This window comes from Microbacterium sp. P5_B6 (genome assembly GCF_056400345.1).
Window position 1 is genome coordinate 156,578 of record NZ_JBFULL010000008.1, and the last position, 24,683, is coordinate 181,260.

At 69.2% G+C, this 24,683-nt stretch carries 17 protein-coding genes; 8 read left to right on the top strand and 9 right to left on the bottom strand.

The window, feature by feature from the left end:
- Positions 1-30 precede the first annotated feature (30 nt).
- Complete coding sequence (locus AC1DP3_RS13030; protein WP_477293914.1) at positions 31-1,488, top strand: NCS2 family permease; 1,458 nt, start codon at positions 31-33, stop codon at positions 1,486-1,488.
- Positions 1,489-1,599: 111 nt separating this feature from the next.
- On the opposite strand, the gene sucD is transcribed toward AC1DP3_RS13030, so the two are convergent.
- The 4 genes from sucD to AC1DP3_RS13050 all read right to left on the bottom strand — a co-directional run bounded on the left by sucD (position 1,600) and on the right by AC1DP3_RS13050 (position 7,515).
- Positions 1,600-2,502: a succinate--CoA ligase subunit alpha gene (gene sucD, locus AC1DP3_RS13035; protein ID WP_477293916.1), complete on the bottom strand. Its 903-nt coding sequence runs from the start codon at positions 2,500-2,502 to the stop codon at positions 1,600-1,602.
- A 12-nt stretch (positions 2,503-2,514) separates the two neighbouring features.
- Positions 2,515-3,678, bottom strand: coding sequence for an ADP-forming succinate--CoA ligase subunit beta (gene sucC / locus AC1DP3_RS13040; RefSeq protein WP_477293918.1), 1,164 nt, complete (start codon positions 3,676-3,678; stop codon positions 2,515-2,517).
- Between the two features lie 82 nt (positions 3,679-3,760).
- Positions 3,761-5,710, bottom strand: coding sequence for a hypothetical protein (locus AC1DP3_RS13045; protein WP_477293919.1), 1,950 nt, complete (start codon positions 5,708-5,710; stop codon positions 3,761-3,763).
- Complete coding sequence (locus tag AC1DP3_RS13050) at positions 5,707-7,515, bottom strand: outer membrane protein assembly factor BamB family protein (protein WP_477293921.1); 1,809 nt, start codon at positions 7,513-7,515, stop codon at positions 5,707-5,709. Before AC1DP3_RS13050 ends, AC1DP3_RS13045 begins: the two co-directional genes overlap by 4 nt.
- Before the next feature lie 57 nt (positions 7,516-7,572).
- Here AC1DP3_RS13050 and AC1DP3_RS13055 point away from each other — a divergent pair, with 57 nt between their 5' ends.
- The 5 genes from AC1DP3_RS13055 to AC1DP3_RS13075 all read left to right on the top strand — a co-directional run bounded on the left by AC1DP3_RS13055 (position 7,573) and on the right by AC1DP3_RS13075 (position 14,798).
- Entirely contained in the window at positions 7,573-8,244 is a 672-nt protein-coding gene (locus AC1DP3_RS13055; RefSeq protein WP_477293923.1) for a TetR/AcrR family transcriptional regulator, read from the top strand.
- Positions 8,245-8,308: 64 nt separating this feature from the next.
- The gene (locus AC1DP3_RS13060; protein ID WP_477293925.1) at positions 8,309-11,023 is read left to right on the top strand and encodes a cation-translocating P-type ATPase; all 2,715 of its coding nucleotides are present in this window, start codon (positions 8,309-8,311) and stop codon (positions 11,021-11,023) included.
- A 43-nt stretch (positions 11,024-11,066) separates the two neighbouring features.
- A complete protein-coding gene (locus AC1DP3_RS13065) occupies positions 11,067-12,188 on the top strand; it encodes an alcohol dehydrogenase catalytic domain-containing protein (protein WP_477293927.1) in 1,122 nt (373 codons plus the stop codon).
- A gap of 79 nt (positions 12,189-12,267) precedes the next feature.
- Positions 12,268-13,500 (top strand): acyl-CoA dehydrogenase family protein, encoded by a 1,233-nt coding sequence (locus AC1DP3_RS13070; protein ID WP_477293928.1) that lies wholly within the window; start codon positions 12,268-12,270, stop codon positions 13,498-13,500.
- A gap of 149 nt (positions 13,501-13,649) precedes the next feature.
- On the top strand, positions 13,650-14,798 hold the full coding sequence (locus AC1DP3_RS13075) for an AI-2E family transporter (RefSeq protein WP_477293930.1): 1,149 nt from the start codon (positions 13,650-13,652) through the stop codon (positions 14,796-14,798).
- Between the two features lie 90 nt (positions 14,799-14,888).
- Here the strand turns inward: AC1DP3_RS13075 and AC1DP3_RS13080 are convergent, their stop codons facing one another.
- Positions 14,889-16,469, bottom strand: a complete 1,581-nt coding sequence (locus AC1DP3_RS13080; protein ID WP_477293932.1) for an aspartate:alanine exchanger family transporter — start codon at positions 16,467-16,469, stop codon at positions 14,889-14,891.
- 122 nt (positions 16,470-16,591) lie between these two features.
- On the opposite strand from AC1DP3_RS13080, the gene AC1DP3_RS13085 reads away from it, so the two are divergent.
- Together AC1DP3_RS13085 and AC1DP3_RS13090 are read left to right on the top strand one after the other, a co-directional pair.
- Positions 16,592-17,638: an ATP-dependent DNA ligase gene (locus AC1DP3_RS13085; protein ID WP_477293934.1), complete on the top strand. Its 1,047-nt coding sequence runs from the start codon at positions 16,592-16,594 to the stop codon at positions 17,636-17,638.
- A gap of 211 nt (positions 17,639-17,849) precedes the next feature.
- Positions 17,850-19,019 carry a serine hydrolase domain-containing protein gene (locus AC1DP3_RS13090; RefSeq protein ID WP_477293935.1) on the top strand — a complete coding sequence of 390 codons (1,170 nt, stop codon included), beginning with the start codon at positions 17,850-17,852 and terminating at the stop codon, positions 19,017-19,019.
- 13 nt (positions 19,020-19,032) lie between these two features.
- Here AC1DP3_RS13090 and ligD read toward each other — a convergent pair whose 3' ends face one another.
- From ligD to ppk2, 4 genes are all read right to left on the bottom strand, one after another.
- Positions 19,033-20,064, bottom strand: a complete 1,032-nt coding sequence (gene ligD / locus AC1DP3_RS13095; protein WP_477293936.1) for a non-homologous end-joining DNA ligase — start codon at positions 20,062-20,064, stop codon at positions 19,033-19,035.
- A gap of 163 nt (positions 20,065-20,227) precedes the next feature.
- Complete coding sequence (locus AC1DP3_RS13100) at positions 20,228-21,331, bottom strand: SseB family protein (protein ID WP_477293938.1); 1,104 nt, start codon at positions 21,329-21,331, stop codon at positions 20,228-20,230.
- Positions 21,332-21,397: 66 nt separating this feature from the next.
- The gene (locus AC1DP3_RS13105) at positions 21,398-23,836 is read right to left on the bottom strand and encodes an ATP-dependent helicase (protein ID WP_477293940.1); all 2,439 of its coding nucleotides are present in this window, start codon (positions 23,834-23,836) and stop codon (positions 21,398-21,400) included.
- A 43-nt stretch (positions 23,837-23,879) separates the two neighbouring features.
- Positions 23,880-24,677, bottom strand: coding sequence for a polyphosphate kinase 2 (ppk2, locus tag AC1DP3_RS13110; RefSeq protein ID WP_477293942.1), 798 nt, complete (start codon positions 24,675-24,677; stop codon positions 23,880-23,882).
- Between the last annotated feature and the right edge of the window lie 6 nt (positions 24,678-24,683).

A 24,683-nucleotide genomic window follows, 5' to 3' on the forward strand; every position in this document is an offset into this window, starting at 1 on the left:
ACACTCTAATGTCGAGTCGGAGGTCCACCCGTGAGCACAGCGCCAACGACAGCATCCGACGTCGCCGAACCTCGAGGTCGACTCGACCGCTTCTTCGAGATCACCCGCCGCGGCTCGACACCGGGCACCGAGGTGCGCGGCGGCATCGTGACCTTCGTGACGATGGCCTACATCGTCATCCTGAATCCGATCATCCTCTCGGGCTCGCCCGATGTCGCAGGGCAGAGCCTCGGGTTCGAGCAGGTCGCTGCGGTCACCGCTTTGACAGCGGGTGCGATGACGATCCTGTTCGGACTCGTCTCGCGCCTCCCGTTCGCGTTCGCCGCCGGCCTCGGCATCAACTCGTTCCTCGCGGTGAGCGTCGTGCGCGACGTCACGTGGCCCGAGGCGATGGGTCTCGTCATGGTCAACGGGCTGATCATCGTCATCCTGGCCGCCACGGGCCTGCGTCGGCTGATCTTMGATGCGGTTCCGGTCCAGCTGAAGACGGCGATCACGGTCGGCATCGGCCTCTTCATCGCGTTCATCGGATTCGTGGATGCGGGTTTCGTCACCTCCACCGGCGTGGCGTCGCCTCCGGTCGGTCTCGGGATCGACGGGTCGATCGCGTCGGTGCCGACGCTGCTGTTCGTCGTGACGCTTCTGCTGTGCGCCGTGCTGATGGCGCTCCGCGTGCAGGCGGCCCTGCTCATCGGACTGGTCGTCGGAACGGTCCTGGCCGTCGTCGTGGAGTCGATCTGGAACTTCGGCCCCGCCGACGCGGAGTCCAACCCGACGGGCTGGCGCCTCACTGTGCCTCAGCTTCCCGAGAGCTGGATCAGCCTTCCCGATCTCAGCCTCGTCGGCCAGGTGGATCCACTCGGAGCCTTCGTCAGCATCGGCGCACCGGCGGCGATCGGGCTCATCTTCACCCTCGTCTTCACCAACTTCTTCGATGCCATGGGCACGATGACCGGACTCTCGCGCGAATCGGGGCTCGCCGACGCCAAGGGAGACTTCCCGCGCCTGCGCTCCGCCTTGATCGTGGAAGGGGTCGGCGCCGTCGCCGGCGGTTTCACCTCATCGTCTTCGAACACCGTCTTCGTCGAATCGGCCTCCGGCATCGGCGAGGGCGCGCGAACCGGGATGGCGAACCTCGTGACCGGCATCCTGTTCCTGCTGGCCATGTTCCTGACGCCCCTCACGACGATCGTCCCCTCCGAGGTGGCCGCAGCCGCCCTCGTCATCGTCGGATCGCTCATGATGGCGCAGATCCGCCATGTCGATCTCACCGAGCTGTCGACGCTGATCCCGGTCTTCCTCACGGTGACCGTCATGCCCTTCACGTACTCGATCGCGAACGGCATCGGAGCCGGCTTCATCTCGTGGGTCGTCATCCGATCACTGTCCGGCAAGGCGAAGGAGATCAGCCCGCTGCTGTGGATCGTCGCCGCGGGCTTCGTCGTCTACTTCGCGCGCGGCCCGATCGCGGCGGCGCTGGGCGGCTGACAGCTCCAGGGAGGCGATGACGGATGCCGCAGCATCCGTCATCCGAACCCACGCACGACGAAGGGGCCCCGCGAACGGGACCCCTTCGTGACCGTGCTGCCGAAAGGCTGGCTACAGGCCCTGGATAATCTCGCGCATGAGATCGGCCGTCTCGGACGGCGTCTTGCCGACCTTGACCCCGGCGGCCTCGAGGGCCTCCTTCTTGGCCTGCGCGGTGCCCGCCGAGCCCGAGACGATGGCCCCGGCGTGGCCCATCGTCTTGCCCTCGGGGGCCGTGAAGCCCGCCACGTAGCCGACGACCGGCTTGGTGACGTTGGCTTTGATAAAGTCGGCCGCGCGCTCTTCGGCGTCGCCGCCGATCTCGCCGATCATCACGATCGCCTTGGTCTCGGGATCGGCCTCGAAAGCGGCCAGCGCGTCGATGTGCGTGGTGCCGATGATCGGGTCGCCGCCGATGCCGATGGCGGTGGAGAAGCCGATCTCGCGCAGCTCGTACATCATCTGGTACGTCAGGGTGCCCGACTTCGACACGAGGCCGATCGGGCCCTTGCCGGTGATGTTCGCCGGAGTGATGCCGACGAGCGCTTCACCCGGCGTGATGATCCCGGGGCAGTTCGGGCCGATGATGCGGGTGGTGTTGCCCTTGGACTGGGCGTACGCCCATGCCTCGGCGGTGTCGCCGACGGGAACGCCCTCGGTGATCACGACGAGGAGGGGGATCTCGGCGTCGATGGCCTCGACCATCGCGTCCTTCGTGAAGGCGGGCGGCACGAACGCGATCGACACGTCGGCGCCGGTCTTCTCGATCGCCTCGGCGACCGAGGCGAACACGGGCAGTTCGACGGCGTTGCCGTCGGAATCGTGGTGCAGCACCGTCGTGCCTGCCTTGCGGGCGTTCACGCCGCCGACGACCTGGGTGCCGGCCTTCAGCATGAGCGCAGTGTGCTTGGTGCCTTCGCCGCCGGTGATGCCCTGGACGATGACCTTGGAGTCCTTGTCAAGAAAGATCGACATGTTCGTTGTCCCTTATGCGTTCGCGAGCTCGGCGGCCTTGTCGGCGCCCTCGTCCATGGTCTCGGCCAGCGTCACCAGCGGGTGGTTCGCGTCGCGGAGGATCGCCCGGCCCTCCTCGACCTTGTTGCCGTCGAGGCGGACGACGAGCGGCTTGGAGGCGCTCGCGCCGAGCTCGGCCAGCGCGCCGACGATGCCCTTGGCGACCGCGTCGCACGCGGTGATGCCGCCGAAGACGTTGACGAAGACGCTCTTGACCTGCGGGTCGCCCAGAATGACGTCCAGTCCGGCAGCCATGACCTCGGCCGAGGCGCCGCCGCCGATGTCGAGGAAGTTGGCGGGCTTCACGCCGCCGTGGTTCTCACCGGCGTAGGCGACGACGTCCAGCGTCGACATGACCAGGCCCGCGCCGTTTCCGATGACGCCCACCTCGCCGTCGAGCTTGACGTAGTTGAGGTCGTTCTCCTTGGCCTTCGCCTCGAGCGGGTCGGCCGCATCCTTGTCTTCGAGGAGCGCGTGGCCCGCGTGACGGAAGTCGGCGTTCTCATCGAGCGAGACCTTGCCGTCCAGAGCGATGATCTCCCCGTCCTCCGAGAGGATCAGCGGGTTGACCTCGACCAGCGTCGCGTCCTCGCCCTTGTAGACCTCGAAGAGCTTGACGAAGACGTCCGCGACCTTGGGGGCCAGCTCGTCATCGAAGTTCGCCGCCTTGGCGATCTCGAGGGCCTTCGCCGCGTCGATGCCTGTCAGCGGGTCGACCTCGATGCGCGCGAGAGCCTCGGGCTTCTCGACCGCGAGCACCTCGATCTCCATGCCGCCCTCGACGCTCGCGAGCGACAGGTAGGAGCGGTTCGCGCGGTCGAGCAGCACCGAGAAGTAGAACTCCTCAGCGATGCGGGCGCCCGCGGCGATCATCACGCGCTTGACGACGTGCCCCTTGATGTCGAGGCCGAGGATCGCCTTGGCGGCCTCGTATGCCTCGTCGGGGTTCTTGGCGACCTTGACGCCGCCGGCCTTGCCGCGGCCTCCGGTCTTGACCTGCGCCTTGACGACGACGACGCCGCCGAGCTTCTCAGCGGCGGCCTTCGCCTCCTCAGGTGTGTCGGCGATGAGGCCCGGCAGCACCGGCACCCCATACTTCTCGAAGAGATCGCGTGCCTGGTACTCGAACAGATCCACAGTGCAGTCCTCCGCTGGGGCGAATGTGGGGAAAGGCCAGAAGATCTCTCGATATCAAGAGATCGGCCAGTATCCGAGCCTACTACCGCTCGTCGGCCGGCCCGTTCCCCGGGTCGGGTCGAGGCGCGATTCGGGATGCCGCAGCCCGCGGCGCCCGGTCGGCGAGCGGCGGAAGCGGGGGCCGTGGCGGCAGCGGCGGAAGCGGCGGCGGCGGGGGCGGATCGCCTGCCGCACCGGCATCCCCGCTTACCGCCGCCTTCCGGTCGAGCGCCACAGCGAGCGCGGCGAGCAGGGCCGCGGCGAGCAGTCCGGTGCCCAGCAGCTCGTCGCCGAGCAGCAGGGGTGCGCTGAGATCGACGGTGGCCCCGGGGTCGCGGGCCAGGGCTGCGAAGGCCAGCACGGTGACGCCGAAGAGCGCGTTCGCGAGGAAGAGCAGCACCCGGCTCGATCGCGGATAGCGGCGCGACGTCCCGTTCGCTCGGCTTCCTCCGGTGAGCAGCGCCCAGACGAACCCGAAGAGCACGAAGGCCGAGCCGGCGAATCCGAGCGCCCACTCGAGGGGGTCCTCGACGAAGGTCCGCTGGTCGAACAGCGCCGCGATCAGCAGCGCCACCCCGATGGCGGCACCCCGGGCGGGAGTGAGCGTGCGGCGCGCGATCCAGGCGCCGAGCAGCACGACAGCCGCGACAGTGACGATGACGGTGAGGGAGAAGCCCGTCCAGGCGAATCGGTCGAGCCCCGCCAGCGCGAACGCCGAGGTCACGAGGCAGACGATGCCCATCGACGAGTAGAGCTCCGGTGTCGTCCGACGCCCGCGCCGCGCGTCGCGGACGGCGAACAGCACCAGGCCGCCGCCCACTGCGGCGCGGACCAGCCAGACGACCCGCTCATTCGCGATCGCACCCGCCACGGCGGCGGTGGGCCCGGCGACCTGATCGTCGAAGGTCAGGGCGTACAGGATCGACGTCGCCATGTAGAGGATCGTCGAGGGGAGGATGCCGATGACGAGCAGCGCCGCGATCCCCTGCGCGACCTCCCCGAACCGCGATTCGAGCGCCGCTGCCGCGGGCGGCGCGACCGGGCCTCGCGTGCGTCCGAGCAGCACCCAGCTGCCCGCGATCGCCGCCAGCAGCAGTGCGGCCGAGAAGAAGGAGAGGGGCTCGTAGATCTCGCCCGAGGTGAAGCCGGCGATGATCGCCCATCCGCGCCAGACGACGAGCGCCGCGAGCAGGGCCGCGCCCGCCACGAGCGGCAGCCTGCGCTCGACCGATGCGACGGACTGCGTCGCCATCGCGCACGACAGCTGTGCGACCGCCGCGCCAGCGGCGAGCGCCGCGGGGTACGCCAGCGTCCCGATGTTCTGCATGATCGAGGCGAGAGCGACCGGACCCGCCTCGATGCCGAAGTCGGCCGCGTCATGCGTGGTCGCCCAGGCGCCCACGCCGATGCCGATCGTGATCACTCCGAAGACGACGGCGAACTCGACCCACGAATACCGCCGTCCACGCCGCACGAGCAGGATCACCCAGAGCGCGATCGTCCCGAGCGCCGCCGCCACACGTCCCGGGGTCACGGCGGTGTCGAGCGCCGTGTCGTTCACGCCGACCGAGATCATGACGAGGCTTGAGAGCACGGTCACGATCAGCGCGAGCCACAGCGGCACCCGCAGCGCCGCCGTCTGCGCCAGCGCCAGCGAGAGGACGACGAGTGCGAGCAGAGGCCCGACCGTCCACGCGGGCAGTGAGATCGCTGCCACCCCGGCCGAGGCGCTCAGCTCGCTCGCCTCGCGGATGCCCTTCGCCGCGACGACGGCTACCGCGGCGAGCACGTAGCCCGCGAAGGCGATCGCGACGACGGGCGCGAGGCCGCGCGGCCACCGCCCGGCCCGGAGCCGTCCCGTGCGGACAGGTTCCACGAGGACGTGCACCACGAAGTCGCGGACGACGCCGAGCACGGGACGGATGCCGCGCATCCGGTCCGAGCGAGGGTTCGGCCGCTGCGTCTCGGATACGTGCACCGGTGCGCCGCTCATGGTCCCGCCTTCACGATGCCGGTCGTGCCGTCGATGACCCAGACGGCGTTGACCGAGGGGGTGAGGAAGCGGAACGATCCCAGCGACTCCGGCGGCACGGGCCAGGTCGCAGCATCCGCTCCGTCCTTCCCGATGAGACGGAGGCGTGCGCCGCTTGCCGCCATGAGCGAGGAGCCGTCGGTGGTGATGGCGCCGGCACCGGGCGCGCGCCAGACGATACGGCCGGTTTCGGGATCCATCGCCGCGATGTCGTCCCAGGTCTGCGCCACCACGTGTGCGCCGGCGAGGACGACGTCGTCGGTCCCGGTGCCGACGTTCGCCTTCCAGACCGTCGCGCCGGAGGCGGCATCCAATCGCTCGATGTCATCGTCGCGGGCGGCGTAGAGGCTGTCGCCGTCGGTCGCGAAGCCTGCCACCTCGCCCTCGCTCTCGTCGGTCCACAGCGGCTCCCCGTCGTCCAGATCGACCGCCGCAAGCGCTCCCGTGCGGTCCGCCGAGACGACGACGTCCCTCGTGACAGTCAGCGAGTCCACGCCGTCGCTCGAGACCTCGGTCGACCAGCGCTCCTTGCCCGTGGCCGCGTCGAGCAGTCGCAGAGTGCCGTCGAGGCACGCGACCACCAGCCCATCCCCGCGGTCGGTCACGGGCGCGGCGACGACGAGGTCGGGCGTGCGGTGCGTCCAGACGCGATCGCCCCGCACGGTGTAGGCGACGAGGTCGCGCTGCGACGTCGCTGCGACGAGCAGCTCCCCCACGGCTGCGAGGGCGATGACATCTCCGCCCGGTCGCAGCACCCGCGAGACGACGAGACCCTGCTCGTCTTCTCGCAGCAGCGTGAGGTCGCCCGAGTTGACGTCGGCCACGGCGAGCGCGTCGCCGACCATCACGGGGGTCACCGCGGGGGTGGCCGTGAAGGCCGTGTCTCCCCAGACGGGGTCTGACCACCGCGCGGCGACGGCGGCGGCATCCCAGGATTCGGGATGCTGCCACGACGGCACCCGCGCCGACAGCTGCACGGCCAGATCGGGCGCTCTCGCCAGGATGACGGTCGTGGGCTCCTCGCCCTCCAGCCCCCCGGAGGATGCGATCTGCCCTTCGCCGGGGCACCAGAGTGAGGTCTGGTGATAGATCAGGGCATCCCCCTCGGCGGGCGTGAGGCTCAGGTCGGACACCGTCTCGAGGCATCCTTCACGTGAGAACCCGGCGAACTCGTCCGCCTCCGGCTCCCGAGCCGTGAATGCGGCGGAGTAGGCGAGCTCCGCCGACTGCGACGAGCCGTCTGCGGCGAGCTGCGACCACACGCTGGTGCCGTCGCTCGTCCACTTCGCACCCGCCTTCACATCCGACGGCAGCACGCGCAGCCCCGGCGCGAAGACCGCGTCGACCGCGTATCCGATATTCGCGACGGTCCGGATGCCGTCCGGGCCGATGCTGTAGAGATCCCGGGGGTTGGCGCCCGGGCGACCGGCCTCCGGCCCCCAGTAGGTGGCCCAGTGCGGCGTCGACTGCGCGCGATCGAGGTACGCCGTGATGGCGATGCCGGCGGCGACCTCGGGGAGGACGAAGAGCGCCCCCGCTCCCGGTGCGCGCCGATGCTCGTACTGCGCGACGCCTCCCGGCATCGCCGTCCACCCGACCGCGCCGTCCGCGGGCAGGAAGGCCGCGGCTGCTCCGCCCGTGTCGGGGGGCCGCGCGTCTGTCGCCGCGACGAGGGCGAGTGTCCCCGCCGCCACCACAGCGCACACGACGACAGTCGCCATTCCGCGCCGACGACGCCGCCGCAAGACCTCGCCAGTCCCCGGCATGCCGCCAGGATAGGGGCGCCGCCTTCCCTCGCGGCGGCGCCACACTAGGCTCGGCCCATGAATGACTCCGCTCCGCCCGCCAGCGGACGACACGCCGTCGTTTCCGCGGCTCTCGATCTGTTCGCGTCGCAGGGGTTCGAGGCCACCTCCGTGGAGCAGATCGCGCAGGCCGCCGGCATCTCGCGGTCGACGTTCTTCCGGCAGTTCGGCGGCAAGGACGACGTCGTCTTCGCCGACCACGAGCAGCTTCTCGACGGCCTCCGCGCCTACCTCTCGCAGCCGCACGATGACCCGTGGGCGGCCGTGTGCGAGGCATCCATCTGGGTGTTCAAGCAGTTCACCGCGGATCCCGAGCTCGCGCGGCGCCGCTACGCGGTCGTCCGAGGCGTGCCCGCCCTCCGCGAGCGCGAGATCGTCACGGTCTTCCGGTACGAGCGGCTCTTCGACGACTACCTGCGTGAGGCGCTCCCCGGGATCGATCCGCTCGATGCGGTCGGCTTCGCGGCGCTCGTGACCGCCGTGCACAACCACGTGCTCCGCCAGCTGCTGCGCACCTCGAAGCGCGTGCCCGTATCGGTCCTCCGCAACGCGCTGGACGATGTGCTGCGCCGATTCGGAGTGCACCCCGGCCAGGCGGATGCCGCACAGGACGACCTGGTGGTGGCGATCTTTCCACGACGGATGCCGAAGGCCGAGCTCGCGAGACGGCTCGGCGAGAGCCTCAGCTGAGCACCCTCGCCCCCAGAGGCTGAATCGCCGCCCCCGCCTCTCCGTATAGGCGTAGCGTCAGAGCATGACCGCTGTGGACACCTCGCCGACCGCACCCTGGTATGTACAAGACGCCGCTGATGTCACGGCATCCTTCAGCACCGACCGTGAGCGGGGGCTGACGCAGGCCGAGGCCGCGCGCCGCCTGGCTGAGCACGGGCCCAACTCCATCCCGGCAGAGCCCTCACCGTCGATCTGGCAGGTGGCGTGGGCGCAGGTGATCGACCCCATGAACCTGATGCTCGTGGCGGTCGCGGTCATCAGCCTCTTCATCGATCAGGTGAGCGTCGGCATCCTGGTCGGGATCCTCGTCATCCTCAACGTCGTCATGGGCGCCCGGCAGGAGCTCAAGGCGAAGGCATCCGTCGACGCGCTGTCGAAGATGCAGATCCCCCGTGCTCGCGTGTTCCGCGACGGCACGCTCGTGCAGATCGAGGCGTCGACGCTCGTCCCCGGTGACATCGTCGCCCTCGAAGCCGGCGAGATCGTCCCGGCCGACGGCCGCATCCTGCGATCGGCGACCCTCGAGACCCAGGAAGCCGCCCTGACGGGTGAGAGCGCGCCGATCCCCAAGGACGCCGCCGCACTCAGCGATCCCGAGACGACCCTCGGCGACCGGGCCAACATGGTGTTCCAGAACACCCAGGTCACCCGCGGGACGGCGACGATCGTCGTGACCGACACGGGCATGACCACCCAGATGGGCCGCATCGCGTCGATGCTGTCGGCCGTGAAGCCCGCCAAGTCGCCGCTGCAGCGCGAGCTCGACTCGCTGACCGGCGTGCTCGGCTGGATCGCCTGGGGCGCCGTTGCGATCATCGTCATCACGGGCCTCCTGCGCGGGCAGGAGATCACCTCTGTCGTCCTGCTCGGCATCTCGATGGCGATCTCGGCCATCCCGACGGGCATGCCGTCGTTCGTGCAGGCGATGCTGTCGTTCGGCTCGCGGCAGCTCGCCGAGCACAACGCGGTCGTGAAGAACCTCACCGATGTCGAGACGCTCGGCGCCACGAGCGCCATCAACTCCGACAAGACCGGCACGCTCACGATGAACGAGATGACCGTCGAGTCGCTCTACCTCGCGGGCGAGTGGTTCACGGTCGCCGGCAGCGGCTACGAGAAGTCCGGCGAGATCCGGCGCGTCGCCGGCACCCCGAACCCCGACTTCACCACGCTGGCGCTCGGGCTCACCCTCTGCAGCGACGCCACGGTCACCGACGACGGCGTCGTCATCGGCGACCCGACAGAGGCCGCGCTCATCGTGCTGGCCGCGAAGATGGGCGTCGACGCCGAGCTGACCCGCGCCGAGTACCCGCGTGCCGCGGAAGTTCCGTTCGACTCCGAGTACAAGTTCATGGCGACCTTCCACGAGATCCCGCAGGACGGCGCGACCCGCCTCATCGGCCTCGTCAAGGGCGGTCCGGATGTCGTCCTCGAGCGCTGCTCGACGGTGCTGACCGCCGACGGTCCTGTGTCGATCGACGAGAAGCGGCAGGCCGTCATCGACGCCAACCGCAGCCTCTCCGAGCAGGGGCTGCGAGTGCTCGCCTTCGCCTTCCGCCGCTTCGAGCCGGGCACTGCGGTTCCCGCCGATCCGATGGCCGAGGTCAAGGACCTCACCCTCGCCGGACTCGTCGGCATCATCGACCCGCTGCGTCCGTCCTCGAAGGAGGCCGTGCGCATCGCCCGCGAGGCCGGCATCGAGGTCCGTATGATCACGGGCGACCACGCCATCACGGCGGCCGCGATCGGCTCCAAGCTCGGGCTCGGATCCGGAGCAGCCAGCGGCGCCGAGATCCAGGCGATGAGCGACGACGAGCTCAAGGCGAAGCTTCCCGACCTCCACGTCTTCGGGCGCGTGACGCCGGAAGACAAGCTGCGCCTCGCACGGCTCATGCAGGAGGAGGGGGCGGTCGTGGCCATGACCGGTGACGCCGTCAACGACGCCGCCGCCCTCAAGCAGGCCGACATCGGCGTCGCGATGGGCTCGGGGAGCGAGGTGACGAAGCAGGCGGGCAAGATGATCCTCGTCGACGACAACTTCGGCACCCTCGTCACCGCGGTGCGGCTGGGCCGCGCGATCTACGACAAGATCGTCAGCTACGTCCGCTACCAGATGTCGCAGCTGTTCTCGCTCGTGCTGCTCTTCCTCGTCGCGAGCCTGTTCAACATCAACCACGGCGTTCCGCTGCAGCCGATCATGATCCTGTTCCTCAACTTCTTCGTGGCGATCTTCCCGGTCATCGTGATCCTCCAGGACCCCGTGCCGGACGGGATCATGCAGAAGCCCCCGCGCGACCCGAAGAAGACCATCGCCAACCGCGGAGCCGTCATCCTGTGGTTCGTCTACGGCGGCCTGCTGTTCCTGATGACCCTCGTCCCGCTGCTGCTCTACCCCGACCTGCTGAGCCCGACCGAGCCCAACGTCCCCGTCACGATGACCTTCGTCGTCGCCGCGTTCGGCGCCGTCCTCGGCGGACTCGCGATGCGCCGCGACCCGGATGCCGGCCTCAACGCGCCGATCATCTCGGCGATCAAGTGGCTGTCGATCCCGCTCGCGCTGACCGTGGCCGCGGTCGAAATCCCCTTCCTGCAGAACCTCATCCTGACCACCTCGCTGAGCGGTGACCAGTGGCTCATCTGCATCGGCCTCGCCGTCGTCGTCCCGCTGTTCGTCGAGGTCGAGAAGTGGATCCGCCGGCGCAGGATCGCCAAGCGCGGGGCGGTGGTCAAGGGCTGACGCCCGCGGCGGCTCGTACGGCAGGATCGTACGCGGAGGTCGCATGCGCATCACGGGAGCAGTCCTCGAGCAGTCCGGAGCCGCGGCGCCGTTCGCCGTCTCGAAGCCGTTCACGATCGGGGAGCTCGAGCTCGATCCGCCAGGGCCCGGCGAGCTCCTGGTCCGCATCGAGGCTGCTGGGGTCTGCCACTCCGACCTGAGCGTCGTCGACGGCAACCGGGTGCGGCAGACCCCCATGCTCCTCGGTCACGAGGCAGCCGGAATCGTCGAAGAGCTCGGGGCCGGCGTGGCGGACATCGCACCGGGCGACCGTGTCGTGATGACGTTCCTTCCGCGTTGCGGCGAATGTGACGGATGCCGCACCGACGGCCGGCTGCCGGGTGCGCGCGGCACCGAAGCCAACAACGCGGGGACGCTGGTGGGAGGAGGCATCCGCCTGCACAGGACCGGGCCGGACGGATCGTCCCAGCACGTCCACCACCACCTGGGCGTCTCGGCCTTCGCCACGCACGCCGTCGTGAGCCGCACCTCGGTCGTCCCCGTAGCGTCGGACGTGCCACCCGAGGTCGCCGCCCTCCTCGGCTGCGCCGTTCTGACCGGTGGCGGAGCCGTCCTCAATGCGGGCCGCCCGGCAACCGGCGATCGGATCGCCATCGTGGGTCTCGGCGGCGTCGGCATGGCCGCCCTCCTCGTGGCGGTCGCACTCGGTCATGAGGTCATCGGCATCGACGCGGTGCCGTCCAAGCTGGACCTCGCGCTCGAGCTCGGCGCTGCCGAAGCTCTCGGGCCGGCAGAGGCACTCGACCGCGGAATCCGCGCCCCGGTGGTCATCGAGGCTGCCGGAGCGGTGCGGGCATTCGAGACCGCGCTGGCGATCACTGCACCGGGCGGCACGACCGTCACTGTGGGCCTCCCCTCTCCTGACGCCCGGGCGAGCGTCTCACCCCTCGTGCTGACGGCCGAGGCCCGCACGATCGTGGGCAGCTATCTCGGCTCTGCGGTGCCGGCTCGCGACATCCCCCGCTATGTCGAGCTGTGGCGCGCGGGCAGGCTGCCCCTCAAGCGGCTCGTGTCGTCGCGGGTCCGGCTCGACGACCTCGACGGCGCAATGGACCGGCTCGCGTCGGGAGCAGAGCTGCGGCAGCTCATCACCATGACGCAGTGACACTGAGTCCTGTAATTCATGAGACTCAGTTCCAGTAGAATCGGTGCGGAATGCATCTGCACCGACCCTGGAGGCTGCCATGACCGACTTCACCGCGCGCCCCGGCGAGGGCGCTGACGGGTATGACGTGACGCGCCGCCTCGGCACCGACTACTACGGCGTGTTCGCCGACATCCCCGAGGCGGACCGCGCCGTCTGGCAGCGGGCGCAGGCGTTCGTCGACGAGGTGGGCGACCGGATGCTGGACGCCTGGGACCGCGCCGAGTACCCCCTCGACCTCGCCCGGCGCCTGGGCGAGCTCGATCTGCTGAACGACGGGATCGAGCATCCTGAGCTGACCCACTTCTCGCCCCTGGCCGCGGGCCTGGTCAACATGGAGGTCTCGCGGGGGGACGGGTCGCTCGGCACCGTCGTCGCCGTGCAGGGCGGCCTGGCGCTGCGGACCCTCGCACTGTTCGGCAGCCCCGAGCAGCAGACGCGATGGCTCCGTGCGATCGCGCGCTCTGAGGTGCCTGCGGCGTTCGCGCTGACCGAGCCCGACCACGGATCGGACTCGGTCTCATTGGAGACGATCGCCCGGCGCGACGGGGAGGAGTGGGTGCTCGACGGCGCCAAGAAGTGGATCGGCAACGGGGCATCGGGTGGCGTGACGTTCGTCTGGGCCCGGGTGGACGACGCGGACGCCGACGACCACGGGTCCGTCCGGTGCTTCCTCGTCGAGCAGGACACCCCGGGCTACACCGGCACGGTGATCACCGGCAAAGCCTCGCTGCGCGGCATCCATCAGGCCCACATCGCCCTGGACGGTGTCCGCGTGCCCCAGGATGCGGTGCTCCCGGGCGCGAAGAGCTTCAAGGACGCCTCCACCGTGCTCTACTCGACGCGCTCGGGCGTCGCCTGGTCGGCGCTCGGACACGCCACCGCCTGCTACGAGGCCGCGCTCAGCTACTCTCAGCAGCGCGTGCAGTTCGGCCGACCGCTCGCGAAGTTCCAGATGGTGCAGGAGCGGCTCGCGCAGATGCTCGAGGAGCTCACCGGCATGCAGCTGTACTGCCGGCATCTCGCGGATCTCGAGCTGTCCGGCGGCCTGCGCCCGACCCAGGCCTCGCTCGCGAAGTACCACAACACGCGGGCCGCACGTCGGATCGCGGCGACCGCGCGCGATCTGCTGGGCGGCAACGGCATCCTGCTCGAGAACCGGGTGATGCAGCACCTGGCCGACATCGAGGCGATCCACACGTACGAGGGCACCGAATCCATCCAGGCACTCCTGATCGGCCGTGACATCACCGGGATGAGCGCGTTCGCCTGAGGTCCGGCACGCTCTGCGCCTGAAGTTCAGAGACGCTCTACGCGTGAGGCCGGCGGCGCTCCCCCGCTGCCGCCGCCACAGCGCTACGGGGACAGCGCCACCGGCGCAAGCCCCCGAAACGCGACGTCCGGTGCCACTACCGTGGCCGAATGGCCATCTTCCGACCCCGCGAACCGCTCAGCGTGCGGCTCGCTGCCGACCAGCAGCCGGCGCAGCGTCCTCCGACGAGCCTCTGGGCCGACACCTTCGGAAAGCTCTCGACGAGGTCGCTGCAGGTTCTCATCGTCGCTCTGCTCGCCACGGCGCTCGTCTGGGTGAATCTGCAGCTCACCCTTGTGACGATCCCGCTCGTGCTCGCCCTGATCTTCGCCGCGGCCTTCGCGCCGGCGATGGCCTGGATGCGGCGCCGCGGCGTGCCCGCCCCGCTCGCGACCGTCATCTCGCTTCTCGCTGTGCTCCTCATCCTGGGCGGGTTCACCTGGCTCATCGTGTGGGCCGTCAGCGATCAGTGGAGCGACCTCGCCCAGCAGGCGCGGGAGGGCTTCAGCCGCCTCACCGATCAGGTCCAGACGCTGCCCTTCGCGCCGACCCCTGACCAGTTCAGCGAGTGGACCGCGCAGTTCACAGATTTCCTCACGAGCTCCCAGTTCGGCTCGAGCGCCCTCCGTGGGGTGAACGCGATCACGAACTTCATCACCGGGCTCGTGCTCCTCGTCACGATCCTGTTCTTCTTCCTGAAGGACGGACCCGAGATGTGGGAGTTCGTTCTCCGCCCCTTCCGGGGCGCGTCGTACACGAGGGCACGGCGCATTGGCGACAAGACCATCGGGACGCTCGGCTCGTATGTGCGCGGAACGGCTCTCGTCGCGCTCGTCGATGCCACCGGCATCCTGATCGGCCTGCTGATCCTGCAGGTGCCGCTCGCAATTCCGCTGGCCGTGCTGACCTTCATCCTGTCGTTCATCCCGATCGTCGGAGCGGTCCTCGGCGGCATCATCGCTGCCCTCGTCGCGCTCGTCTCGAATGGCCCACTCAACGCCCTTCTCGTCGTGGGCGTGGTGGTCCTCGTCAATCAGCTCGAGGGCAACCTCCTCCAGCCTGTCCTCATGGGCAGGTCGATGCGGCTGCATTCCTTCGCGATCCTCATCGTGCTGGCCGGGGGCGCCGCGATCGGCGGCATCCTCGGCGCCGTGCTGGCGGTTCCGATGGCTGCGGTCGTGTGGGGCGCGATCCAGGTCTGGGACGGGCCCGACACCCCCGCGCGGTGGGCGCGTCCGCGCAAGGCGGTCGGTTCCTGAGGGCGAGTGACGGATGCGGAGCGCGGGGGCCGCTGGCTCCGCTCAGCACGCCGAACAGAGGGATCCCGAGACGGCGCGCGAGGGCATCCGTCAGAGCACGACGATGACCTGTGCGAGCAGGATCTTCACGACCATCGCGGCGGGGTACACCAGGCTGTAGCCGAGTGCGACGCGGATGTCGTAATGGGTGCGGGAGTTCGCGAAGCCGAGGATCGCCGGGTTCGTCTGCGATCCGCCGACGACGCCGGAGAGCCGGGTGCCGCCAGTGCGGAAGGCGTACTTCACGACGAGGAAGGTGCCGAAGGTGGCGATCAGGGTCACCACGACCCCGACACCGGCCAGCACGAACACCTCGCCCGAGACGAAGGCCGGCACGATGAGCGACCCGGCGTTGGCTCCCGCGTAGGCCAGGAAGATGAGCAGTCCGAGCTCGGCGAGGACCGTGGCCGCGGTGTGCGGAAGCGCCAGGACGAACGGTCCCAGGCGGCCGACGCGGCCCATGACGAGCCCGATGATGAGCGCGCCGGCGGCGAAGCCGAGGCTGAAGTGCGAACCGCCCGGCAGCGGGATCTGGATCGAGCCGAGGAGGAGGCCGATCGTGATGCCGATGCCGAAGGCGGCGGGGTTGAGGTCGGCGAGGCCTCGCTCGGAGTCACCGAGGAACGTCGTCACCTCGGGCATGGTGTCGGTGGGGCCGACCACCCGCAGGCGGTCGCCCAGCTGCAGCACGAACGAGGGGCTGCCGACGAACTCGACGTCGCCGCGCCGCACCCGCACGATGTTCGCCCCGAAGCGCGCCCGCAGGCCCAGGCTCTCGATCGTCCGCCCGGCGTGCTTGGACTCGGAGAGGATGATCCGGCGGAAGTCGAGCCGGCTGCGATCACTGGCGATGTCGATCGCCGAGGTGTGGCCGAGCTCTGCCGCGACCTGATCCACGACATCGCTCGGGCCGACCACGTTCACGACATCGCCTGCCGAGAGGGTCGTGTCGGGCCCGATGGCCTCCACCGGGCCGTCTCCGCCGGCGCTGCGACGCGAGAACGCCACGCGGTTGCCGTGTGCTTTGGCGATGTCGGTCGTCCTGCGCATCGACGTGGTGTCGACCCGGATCGGCTTGTCGACGATCGGGCTCGGGGTGTCCTTGTCCTTGTCGCTGTTGCGCAGCGCGAGCGCAACGGCTCCCATGGCCGCGATGACGGCGAACGCGTAGGTGCTGGCGTAGCCGACAGTTGCCTCGGCGCTTCCGCCCGTCGCCGCGAGCGCCGGCGTGTTCGTCACCGCCCCGGCGAAGACACCGGCGATCGTGACGGGCGTGAGGTTCACCAGCTTCCCGAGGATGATCGCCGTGAAGGCCGCGAGCGCCATCATCACGGTCACCACGATCATCAGCGGGTACGCCGTCTTCATGGCGTTGAAGAAGCCCGGACCGGCGATGATGCCGGTGCAGAAGGCGAAGACGACCAGTCCCACGTCGCCGATGTAACTGGGGATCGCGATCGGCTGGCCGACGGCGACACTCCAGGCGACGAGCCCCATCGCGCTGAACAGCACCGCGACCGCACCGAGCGACACCCCACCGACCCTGATGCGGCCCAGCGCAGAGCCGATACCCAGGAGCAGGAAGACGACGATCACCGGCTGCGCCGCGAGGAACGTGAAGATGACGTCCACCCGCACCTCCCGTCATCTGAAGCGAGCACCCGCTCTGAGTCTGCCGTGATGGCACGTCGACCGCTACGGCCGTGGGCTCGGACATCTGTGCGTGTCGCCTGCGGGACGGCAGGATGGACGCCATGCCCTACGACATCCCCGCCCCCATGCTCGCGAAGTCCGTTCCGCAGGTGCCCGCGCAGGATGCGGTCGCGGGCGGGCTCAGTTTCGAGCCCAAGTGGGACGGGTTCCGGGCGCTCGTGTCGTGGGACGGGACCGAGGTCGAGATCGGCTCACGGGGGGCCAAGCCGCTCACCCGCTACTTCCCCGAGCTCGTCGACGCATTCTCCCGACTCCTGCCCGAGCCGTGCCTGCTCGACGGCGAGGTCGTCGTGCCGAAGGGCGCGGCCGGCGCGCAGCGGCTGGACTGGGAGTCGCTCTCGCAGCGCATACATCCGGCGGCATCCCGCGTGACCAAGCTCTCCGTCGAGACGCCGGCGATGTTCATCGCCTTCGACCTGCTCGCGCGCGGCGATCGCGACCTGCAGGGCGAGCCGTTCTCGGTGCGCCGGGCGGAGCTCGTCGATCTGCTCCGCGGAGTGCCGCATCCGCTGCACCTCACGCGCACGACGCAGGACGCAGACCTGGCGCACGGCTGGCTGGCCGAGTTCGAGGGCGCGGGCCTCGACGGCGTCATCGCGAAGCCGCTCGCCCAGCCCTACGCGCCCAACAAGCGCACGATGTTCAAGATCAAGCATGCGCGGACGGCGGATGTCGTCGCCCTCGGCTATCGGGTGCACAAGTCCGGGCTGGGCGTGGGCTCGCTCCTCGTGGGGCTCTACGGCGAGGACGGCACGCTCTACCCCGTGGGCGGCGTGGCGGCGTGGAGCAACGCCCGCCGGCTCGAGCTCGTCGACGAGCTCGAGCCGCTCGTGCAGCGCGGCGACGACGGTGAGGCGCTTACCGGTGAGGGCGAGAAGTCGCGCTTCGCCGCTGCGCGCAAGGACTCGTCGTTCGTCAAGCTCCGCCCCGAGCGCGTGCTCGAGGTGCGCTACGACCAGCTCGAAGGATGGCGCTTCCGCCACACGGTGCAGTTCGAGCGGTGGCGCCCCGACCGTGATCCGCGCTCGTGCACCTATGAGCAGCTCGAGACCGTCTCGGCCTACGACCTGGGCGACGTGCTGGACTGACGGATGCCGGGCGCCGGCCTGATTCCGGCATCCGCGCCACCCGGCGGCAAGAGCGGCGCGAACGCGCCTGATTCCGGCATCCGCGCCACCGATAGAGACAGCGGATGCCGGAAACTGCAGCGCCCGCGGCGCAACCAGTCGCAGGCCTGCCACGGGGAGCACGCGAGGCGTATGGTTCGGCTCAGCGGATCAATCCCGATGAGAGGTCGCCATGTCACCCTCGCCGCGTTTCGACGCGCGCGTCAGGCGCGCCGGACTTCCCGCGGTCGTGCTCCTCCTCGCCATGGCGTCCGGATGCACGGCCGGCCCCACGCTCACGCCCACGCCGACGCCGACGCCGACGCTCACCGCCGCGCTGGACGAAGTGGTCGAGGCCCAACTCGCCGAACGCGATCCCCATGACGGCGTCCGCGCTGTCCTGGTGCTCGAGGATGGCGACCTGATCTATGACCGTTACATCGGCTCGGGCCCGGACGACTACTGGGATATCCGATCGGTCACCAAGAGCTTCACGGCCACGCTCGTCGGAATCGCGATCGACCAGGGACTCATCTCCGATGTGGATGCGACCCTTGGTGAGCTGCTGCCCCGCTGGTCGGCGCAGCTCACAGCTGAGACCAGCGCGATCCCCCTGCGAGCTGTTCTCACCCACACGGCGAATTTCGTGCCCGAGAACCAGACCGACGCCTCTGGCGTGTTCATGTCAGCCGACCCGGTCGGAGAGATCCTCGCAACGCGCGCCCGCATGGGCCCAGGCGACGGGTACTTCAACTATTCCGGTGCCGGTTCCCACGTTCTCGCCGCGATCGTTTCGGAGGCGGCCGGTATGCCCGTGCTCGCGTTCGCTCGTCAGTATCTGCTCGATCCACTGGGCATCGTGACACGGCCGGCCTTGGAGCCCACCATCCCCTTCCCCTCGACCCCGGAAGAGTATGAACTTCAGGCGAAGGCCTACCACGAGGCCGAATTCGCATGGCCCGTCGACGTCACGGGGATCCATCTCGGCTCGGGGTTGATGAAGCTCCGACCATCGGATCTGGCGAAGCTCGGTCAGCTGTACCTCGACCGAGGGCAGTGGAACGGGACGCAGCTCGTCTCCGAGTCATGGGTCGAGCAGGCCACCATGCCCCAAGTGGAGGTACCGGCGCGGCGCGGTCACACCGATCACTACGGGTTTCAGTGGTGGGTATCGTCCGCCGACCATTTCTTCAGCGCGATCGGCATCGGAGGCACCGTCGTCGTGGTGGATCCATCCCGGAAACTGGTCGTCGTGGTCGCGTCCGAGATCGGCCTCGACCAATCCCCCATAGAAGCGATGCTCCCGGGCAACGCCCGCGACCTGGCGAAAGCCATCCTGAACGAGTTCGAGGCGGAGGGCTGAAGCCCTGCCGGCCTCAGTCCCAGTTCGCCTCGTTCTTCCTGCTGGGCTGAACGCGCGGCGGCTCGCCCGGCATCTTCGGGAAGTCCGGCGGGAACGGCAGCTCGCCGAGCCCGGCATCCAGATCCCGCTGCCACCACTCGAGGAGCGTGTCGATGGTGCCCCGCTCGTCGAGAAGGGTGTTCCAGGGGTCGCCGTGATCGGCGAGACGCTGCGGCAGCGAGCGCACTGTGAAGGATGAGGGGTCGACTCCGGCCTCGAGCTCGTCCCACGTCACCGGCGTGGACACGGTGGCACCGGGCAGCGCACGAGGACTGTAGGCGCCGGCCATCGTGCGGTCGCGATTCGCCTGATTGAAGTCGATGAAGATGCGGTCTCCGCGCTCTTCCTTCCACCAGTTCATCGTGACCCTGTCGGGCATGCGCCGTTCGAGCTCGCGCCCCGCGGCGATCACCGCGTGCCGCACGTCGAGGAACTCGTGCGTCGGCTGGATGGGGCAGAAGACGTGGATGCCGCGGTTGCCGCTGGTCTTGACGAAGGAAGTGAGGCCGGCTTCGGCCAGTACCTCGCGCATCGCGGGGGCGACGGCTGCGGCATCCGCGAATCCGGTGTCTCCATACGGATCGAGGTCGATCCGCAGCTCGACCGGATTGTCGACGTTCGCCGTCAGCGACGCCCAGGGGTGGAAGACGATCGTGTTCATCTGGACGGCCCACACCGCCGTGGCGATCTCGGTGAGGATGAGCTGCGGATGCCGACGCCCGCTGTTGTAGGTGACGGTCTGGGCCTGGACGAAGGACGGCGCGCCCTTCGGCGGGTTCTTCGAGTAGAACCGCTCGCCGTCCACCCCCTCGGGGAACCGCTCGAGCGAGACCGCTCGGTCGCCGTTCGCCGAAAGGAACGGGCCCGACACCGCCAGGAGGTACTCCGCGAGTTCGTGCTTGGTGATCCCCAGCTCGGGCCAGAGCACGCGGTTCGGGCTGGAGAGTCCGACCTCGCGGTCGCCGTCCGGTCCGGGGACGGTCACGGTGATGCGTTCCGACGCCATGCACTGACTTTAGCGACCGGGTCCCACAGCCCGAGGCCGTCGCTCAGCCCCACGATCCGCTGAAACCACCGAGTTCACCCGAAACCACCGAGTTCGACGCGCTGAACTCGTGGTTTCGCGCGAGGTCAATGGTTCGAGACCCCGAAACGCCGTGCGCGGTGATTCAGGCCGGGATGATGCCGGCGAGGTCTGCCCGTGTGAGCTTGATCCACGGGCCCGCGGGGTCGATCAGCACGCCCGTCACCTCGGGGTCGGAGGCAAGAGCCTTGCCGAGCTGCGCGCCCGTCATCGGGGCGGGCTGGTCGCCCCGACCCAGCGCGACCACTTCGAGGGGATGCGAGTACACCTCGAGGTAGCGCTCGCCCTCGGCGGTGCGCGCCTCGGCGACGCCCAGTCGATCGGACTCCCCCACGCGCCGCACCGCGACCCAGAAGGGCACCCGCGAGAGCGCGTCGGCGATGGCCGGCGCCGTCGCGGCGGTGCGATCTGACACGAGCAGGCTCTTGATCGTCACTTCCGAGTCCATGCTCTCGAAGATCTTCTCGAGCATCGGCCGGCGGAGCACTGCGCTGTGCGGCGCGGAGGCCGGATCGATCACGATGCCGGCGTGCGGGCCGGCGAGCACGTAGCGCAGGATGGCCAGAGCCGACTGCCCCATCGCCGATGTGTCGGTGTCGCCGTCGCGCTTGACGCTCTCGGACAGCGCTGCGCCGCCGCTGAACACGAGGACGAACGTCTCCTCGCCGAGCTTGGCGACCGCGAGCGGCGGCTGAGCCCCCTGTGCCAGCAGGGAACGGGCATCGCCCTTGACACGGAGCACGAGCGGACCCTGCAGAAGCTGGCGCGCGACCTCGAGGATCTGCGGCGGCGACGGCGGGCTGTCGAGCGCGCGGAGCGCCTCGGCGAGCAGCACGTTGTCGCGGATGCCGGGCAGCGTCTCTGTGGTGGGCGGTGCGATCTCGCGCGCCGGAGCCTTGGCGGGCTCAGGGGTGGGCAGCCCGGAGGCCTGAGGGGCGCGCTCCGGGGTTGTCGCCCCCATCCCCCGGTACGCCGATACCGAGATGCCGACGGATGCCGCATCGGCGGCGGTGTCGACGTGCCCGGGTGCCTCCGCGCCGGTATCAGCCTGCGCCGGCTCGACGGCCACGGAGGGCGCAGCATCCGGAATCGCGTCTTCGCCCGCCGGATCTGCCGCCTGAGGATCCTGCGGCGGGGAAGTATCGGACTGCTGGTCCCGGTCGCGCTTGCCGCGGGAGAAGAGTGGCATCAGGCGAGCCTAGCCCGACAACCCCATGCTCGTCGGGTGCATCCCGTGCAGAACCGACAGGTGTGGTCAGATCTTCTCGATCGGCGCGATCTTGACGAGCAGCTTCTTGGGACCGGCCTTGTCGAACCGCACGTGCGCGACGCGCTTCGCGCCTTCGCCGGTCACGGCATCCACTTTTCCTTCGCCGAAATCGTCATGACGGATGCGGTCACCCGGCACGAGCTGCATGTCGCCGTTGTCACGCACCTTGGCGGGGATGCGGTTCGCGAAACGCTCGATCGACGTCGACTTCGGGACGAGGTCTTCGCCGTAGCGGCTCGATCCCGAGCTGTTGCCGAAGCCGCCGGGGCGCCGGGCGTTGAGGGCGCGAGACTGCGAGCCGCCGCGTGAATTGACGTCGCCCGGAGACTGACGCCAGTCCAGCAGCTCGGCGGGGATCTCCTGGAGGAATCGGCTCGGCATCGCGACGGTGACCTCGCCGAACAGCGCCCTCGTCATCGCGAGGGTGAAGTAGAGGCGCTTGCGGGCACGGGTCACGCCGACGTAGAACAGCCGGCGCTCCTCTTGCGGACCGCCGGGTTCACCCGCCGAGATGCGGTGCGGGATGAGGTCTTCCTCGACGCCCGTGATGAAGACGGCATCGTACTCGAGGCCCTTCGCGGTGTGCATCGTCATGAGCGAGACCGAGCCCGACGCGTCTTCGAGGTCGTCGGCATCGGACACCAGCGCGACCTCGGTCAGGAAGTCGATGATCGTGCCCTCGGGGTTGTTGCGGGCGAACTCGCGGGCGACCGCCACGAGCTCGTCGAGGTTCTCGAGGCGCGCTTCGTCCTGCGGGTCGCGGCTCGCGCGCAGAGCATCGAGGTAGCCGCTCTTCTGCAGCAGGAGCTGGAGGCCCTCCGCCACGGCCGTCGGCGGCGCAAGCTCGCCGGTGGCGGGCAGCATGTGCTCGGATGCCTCGGCCAGCACGGCATCGAGCTGGGCGATCCCCGCCTGGATCTTGGGTCCGACACCGAGCGCCGAGGCGTTCGCGAGGGCATCGCGGAACGTGATGCCCTCGTCGGCGGCGTAGCGCGCGATGGCCGTCTCGGTGACGTCGCCGATCCCGCGCCGCGGCTTGTTGAGGATGCGTCGCACCGCCATCTCGTCGGCGGGGTTCGCGACCGCCACGAGGTACGCGAGCGCGTCCTTGATCTCGGCGCGCTCGTAGAACTTGGTGCCGCCCATGATCTTGTAGGGCAGCGCAGAGCGGATGAAGATCTCCTCCAGCGCACGGGACTGGGAGTTCGTGCGATAGAAGACCGCAATCTGCGAGTAGTCGACTCCCGCACGGCGGAGGCGGTCGATCTCGTCGGCGACGAACTGGGCCTCATCGTGCTGCGAGTAGCCGGTGAAGCCGACGATCTTCTCGCCCGCGCCGACGTCGGTCCACAGCTTCTTGTCTTTGCGGTCGAAGTTGTTGCTGATGACGGCGTTCGCCGCCGTCAGGATGTTCTGGGTCGACCGGTAGTTCTGCTCGAGCAGCACGACGCGGGCACCAGGGAAGTCGCGCTCGAACTCAGAGATGTTGCGGATGTCGGCGCCGCGGAAGGCGTAGATCGACTGGTCGGAGTCCCCGACCACAGTGAGCGAGGCTCCTTCGAGCTCAGGGGCTTCGGAGGGCTCGAAGATCATCATGCCGCCCGAGGCATACGGGTCGGCCGCGGCCCCGACCACGGGTCGGGTGAGCTCGTGGATGAGCGCGTACTGGGAGTGGTTGGTGTCTTGGTACTCGTCGACAAGGATGTGGCGGAACCGCCGGCGATAGACGTCGGCGACGTGCGGGAACGCCCGGAACAGGTACACCGTCTGCGCGATCAGATCGTCGAAGTCGAAGGCGTTCGCCCGTTGCAGCGCCCGCTGATACTCGCTGAAGAGCTCCACGAAGATGCGCTCGGCAGGGTCTTCCATGTTGGCCGAGCGGGCATAGGACTCCGCGTCTGCCAGCTCGTTCTTGAGCTTGGAGATCTTGCCCTGCACCGCGGCGGGAGTGAGGCCGAAGGCGTCGGCCTCGTGCTCTTTGACGAGGCGCTTGATGAGGGCGCGCGAGTCGCCGGAATCGTAGATCGTGAAGGCCTTGGTGAAGCCGAACTGCTGGGCCTCGCGCCGCAGGATGCGCACGCACGCCGAGTGGAAGGTCGAGATCCACATGCCCTGCACGGCGTCACCCACGAGGTGCGCAACGCGCTCGCGCATCTCGCCCGCCGCCTTGTTCGTGAACGTGATCGCGAGGATCTGACTCGGCCAGGCCTCTTTGCTGCGCAGCAGCGACGCGATGCGTCGCGTGAGCACACTGGTCTTTCCCGACCCTGCGCCCGCGACGATCAGGAGCGCCGGGCCACGGTAGGTGACGGCTTCACGCTGCGGCGGATTGAGTCCCGCGAGGAGGTCTTCGTCGGGGCGGAAGCTCGACGCGCCGGGCCCGCGCTCGCTGCCGACGATGAGGGGCGTGGATGCGTCGGTCATGTCCCTTCGAGTCTAAACGCGGGCGCCGACAGCGACGCCCGGGTCAGAAGACGTCCGGCACGTAGCGGTACGCGTAATTCGGGTCGACGTAGTCACCCGCCTGCTGACGCGCGGGGAGCACGGGCTCCTCGTGCGGCACCTCGGCATAGGGCACCTGCGACAGGAAGTGCGTGATGATGTTGAGCCGCGCACGCTCTTTGTCGTCCGAGACCGCGACGTGCCACGGCGCAGTGGGAGTGTCGGTGGCGGCGAACATCAGATCGCGCGCCCGGGAGTAGTCGTACCAGCGGTTGTAGGACTTGAGGTCCATCGGCGAGAGCTTCCACGTCTTGCGTCCGTCGTGGATGCGGTCCTCGAGCCGCTTCGTCTGCTMCTCGGGGCTGACTTCGAGCCAGTACTTCAGCAGGATGATGCCCGAGTCGACCATGGACTGCTCGACGAACGGCACCTGCTCGAGGAACTTGTCGGCCGTCGCGTCATCCGTGAAGCCCATCACCCGCTCGACGCCCGCGCGGTTGTACCAGCTGCGGTCGAAGATGACGACCTCGCCCGCGGCGGGCAGATGCGGGATGTACCGCTGGATGTACATCTGGCTGAGCTCGCGCTCGGTGGGCGCCGGGAGCGCCACCACGCGGAAGACCCGCGGGCTCACCCGCTCGGTGATCGCCTTGATGACACCGCCCTTGCCTGCGCCGTCGCGGCCCTCGAAGACGATGCAGACCTTGGCTCCGGAGTACTTGACCCACTCCTGCAGCTTCACGAGCTCGATGTGCAGCCGCTTGAGCTCCTTGGCATACTGCTTGCCGCTCAGGCCGCCGCCCTCGTTCGACTTCTTGGACATCGGCGT

Excerpts from the sequence above, each read along its gene's own strand:
- AC1DP3_RS13070 (WP_477293928.1), top strand. The coding sequence starts at position 12,268 with ATGACCGACTTCACCGCGCGCCCCGGCGAGGGCGCTGACGGGTATGAC.
- AC1DP3_RS13100 (WP_477293938.1), bottom strand. The coding sequence starts at position 21,331 with ATGCCACTCTTCTCCCGCGGCAAGCGCGACCGGGACCAGCAGTCCGAT.
- AC1DP3_RS13090 (WP_477293935.1), top strand. The coding sequence starts at position 17,850 with ATGTCACCCTCGCCGCGTTTCGACGCGCGCGTCAGGCGCGCCGGACTT.
- AC1DP3_RS13045 (WP_477293919.1), bottom strand. The coding sequence starts at position 5,710 with ATGAGCGGCGCACCGGTGCACGTATCCGAGACGCAGCGGCCGAACCCT.
- AC1DP3_RS13065 (WP_477293927.1), top strand. The coding sequence starts at position 11,067 with ATGCGCATCACGGGAGCAGTCCTCGAGCAGTCCGGAGCCGCGGCGCCG.
- AC1DP3_RS13085 (WP_477293934.1), top strand. The coding sequence starts at position 16,592 with ATGCCCTACGACATCCCCGCCCCCATGCTCGCGAAGTCCGTTCCGCAG.
- AC1DP3_RS13105 (WP_477293940.1), bottom strand. The coding sequence starts at position 23,836 with ATGACCGACGCATCCACGCCCCTCATCGTCGGCAGCGAGCGCGGGCCC.
- AC1DP3_RS13060 (WP_477293925.1), top strand. The coding sequence starts at position 8,309 with ATGACCGCTGTGGACACCTCGCCGACCGCACCCTGGTATGTACAAGAC.
- AC1DP3_RS13075 (WP_477293930.1), top strand. The coding sequence starts at position 13,650 with ATGGCCATCTTCCGACCCCGCGAACCGCTCAGCGTGCGGCTCGCTGCC.
- AC1DP3_RS13055 (WP_477293923.1), top strand. The coding sequence starts at position 7,573 with ATGAATGACTCCGCTCCGCCCGCCAGCGGACGACACGCCGTCGTTTCC.
- ligD (WP_477293936.1), bottom strand. The coding sequence starts at position 20,064 with ATGGCGTCGGAACGCATCACCGTGACCGTCCCCGGACCGGACGGCGAC.
- AC1DP3_RS13050 (WP_477293921.1), bottom strand. The coding sequence starts at position 7,515 with ATGCCGGGGACTGGCGAGGTCTTGCGGCGGCGTCGTCGGCGCGGAATG.
- sucD (WP_477293916.1), bottom strand. The coding sequence starts at position 2,502 with ATGTCGATCTTTCTTGACAAGGACTCCAAGGTCATCGTCCAGGGCATC.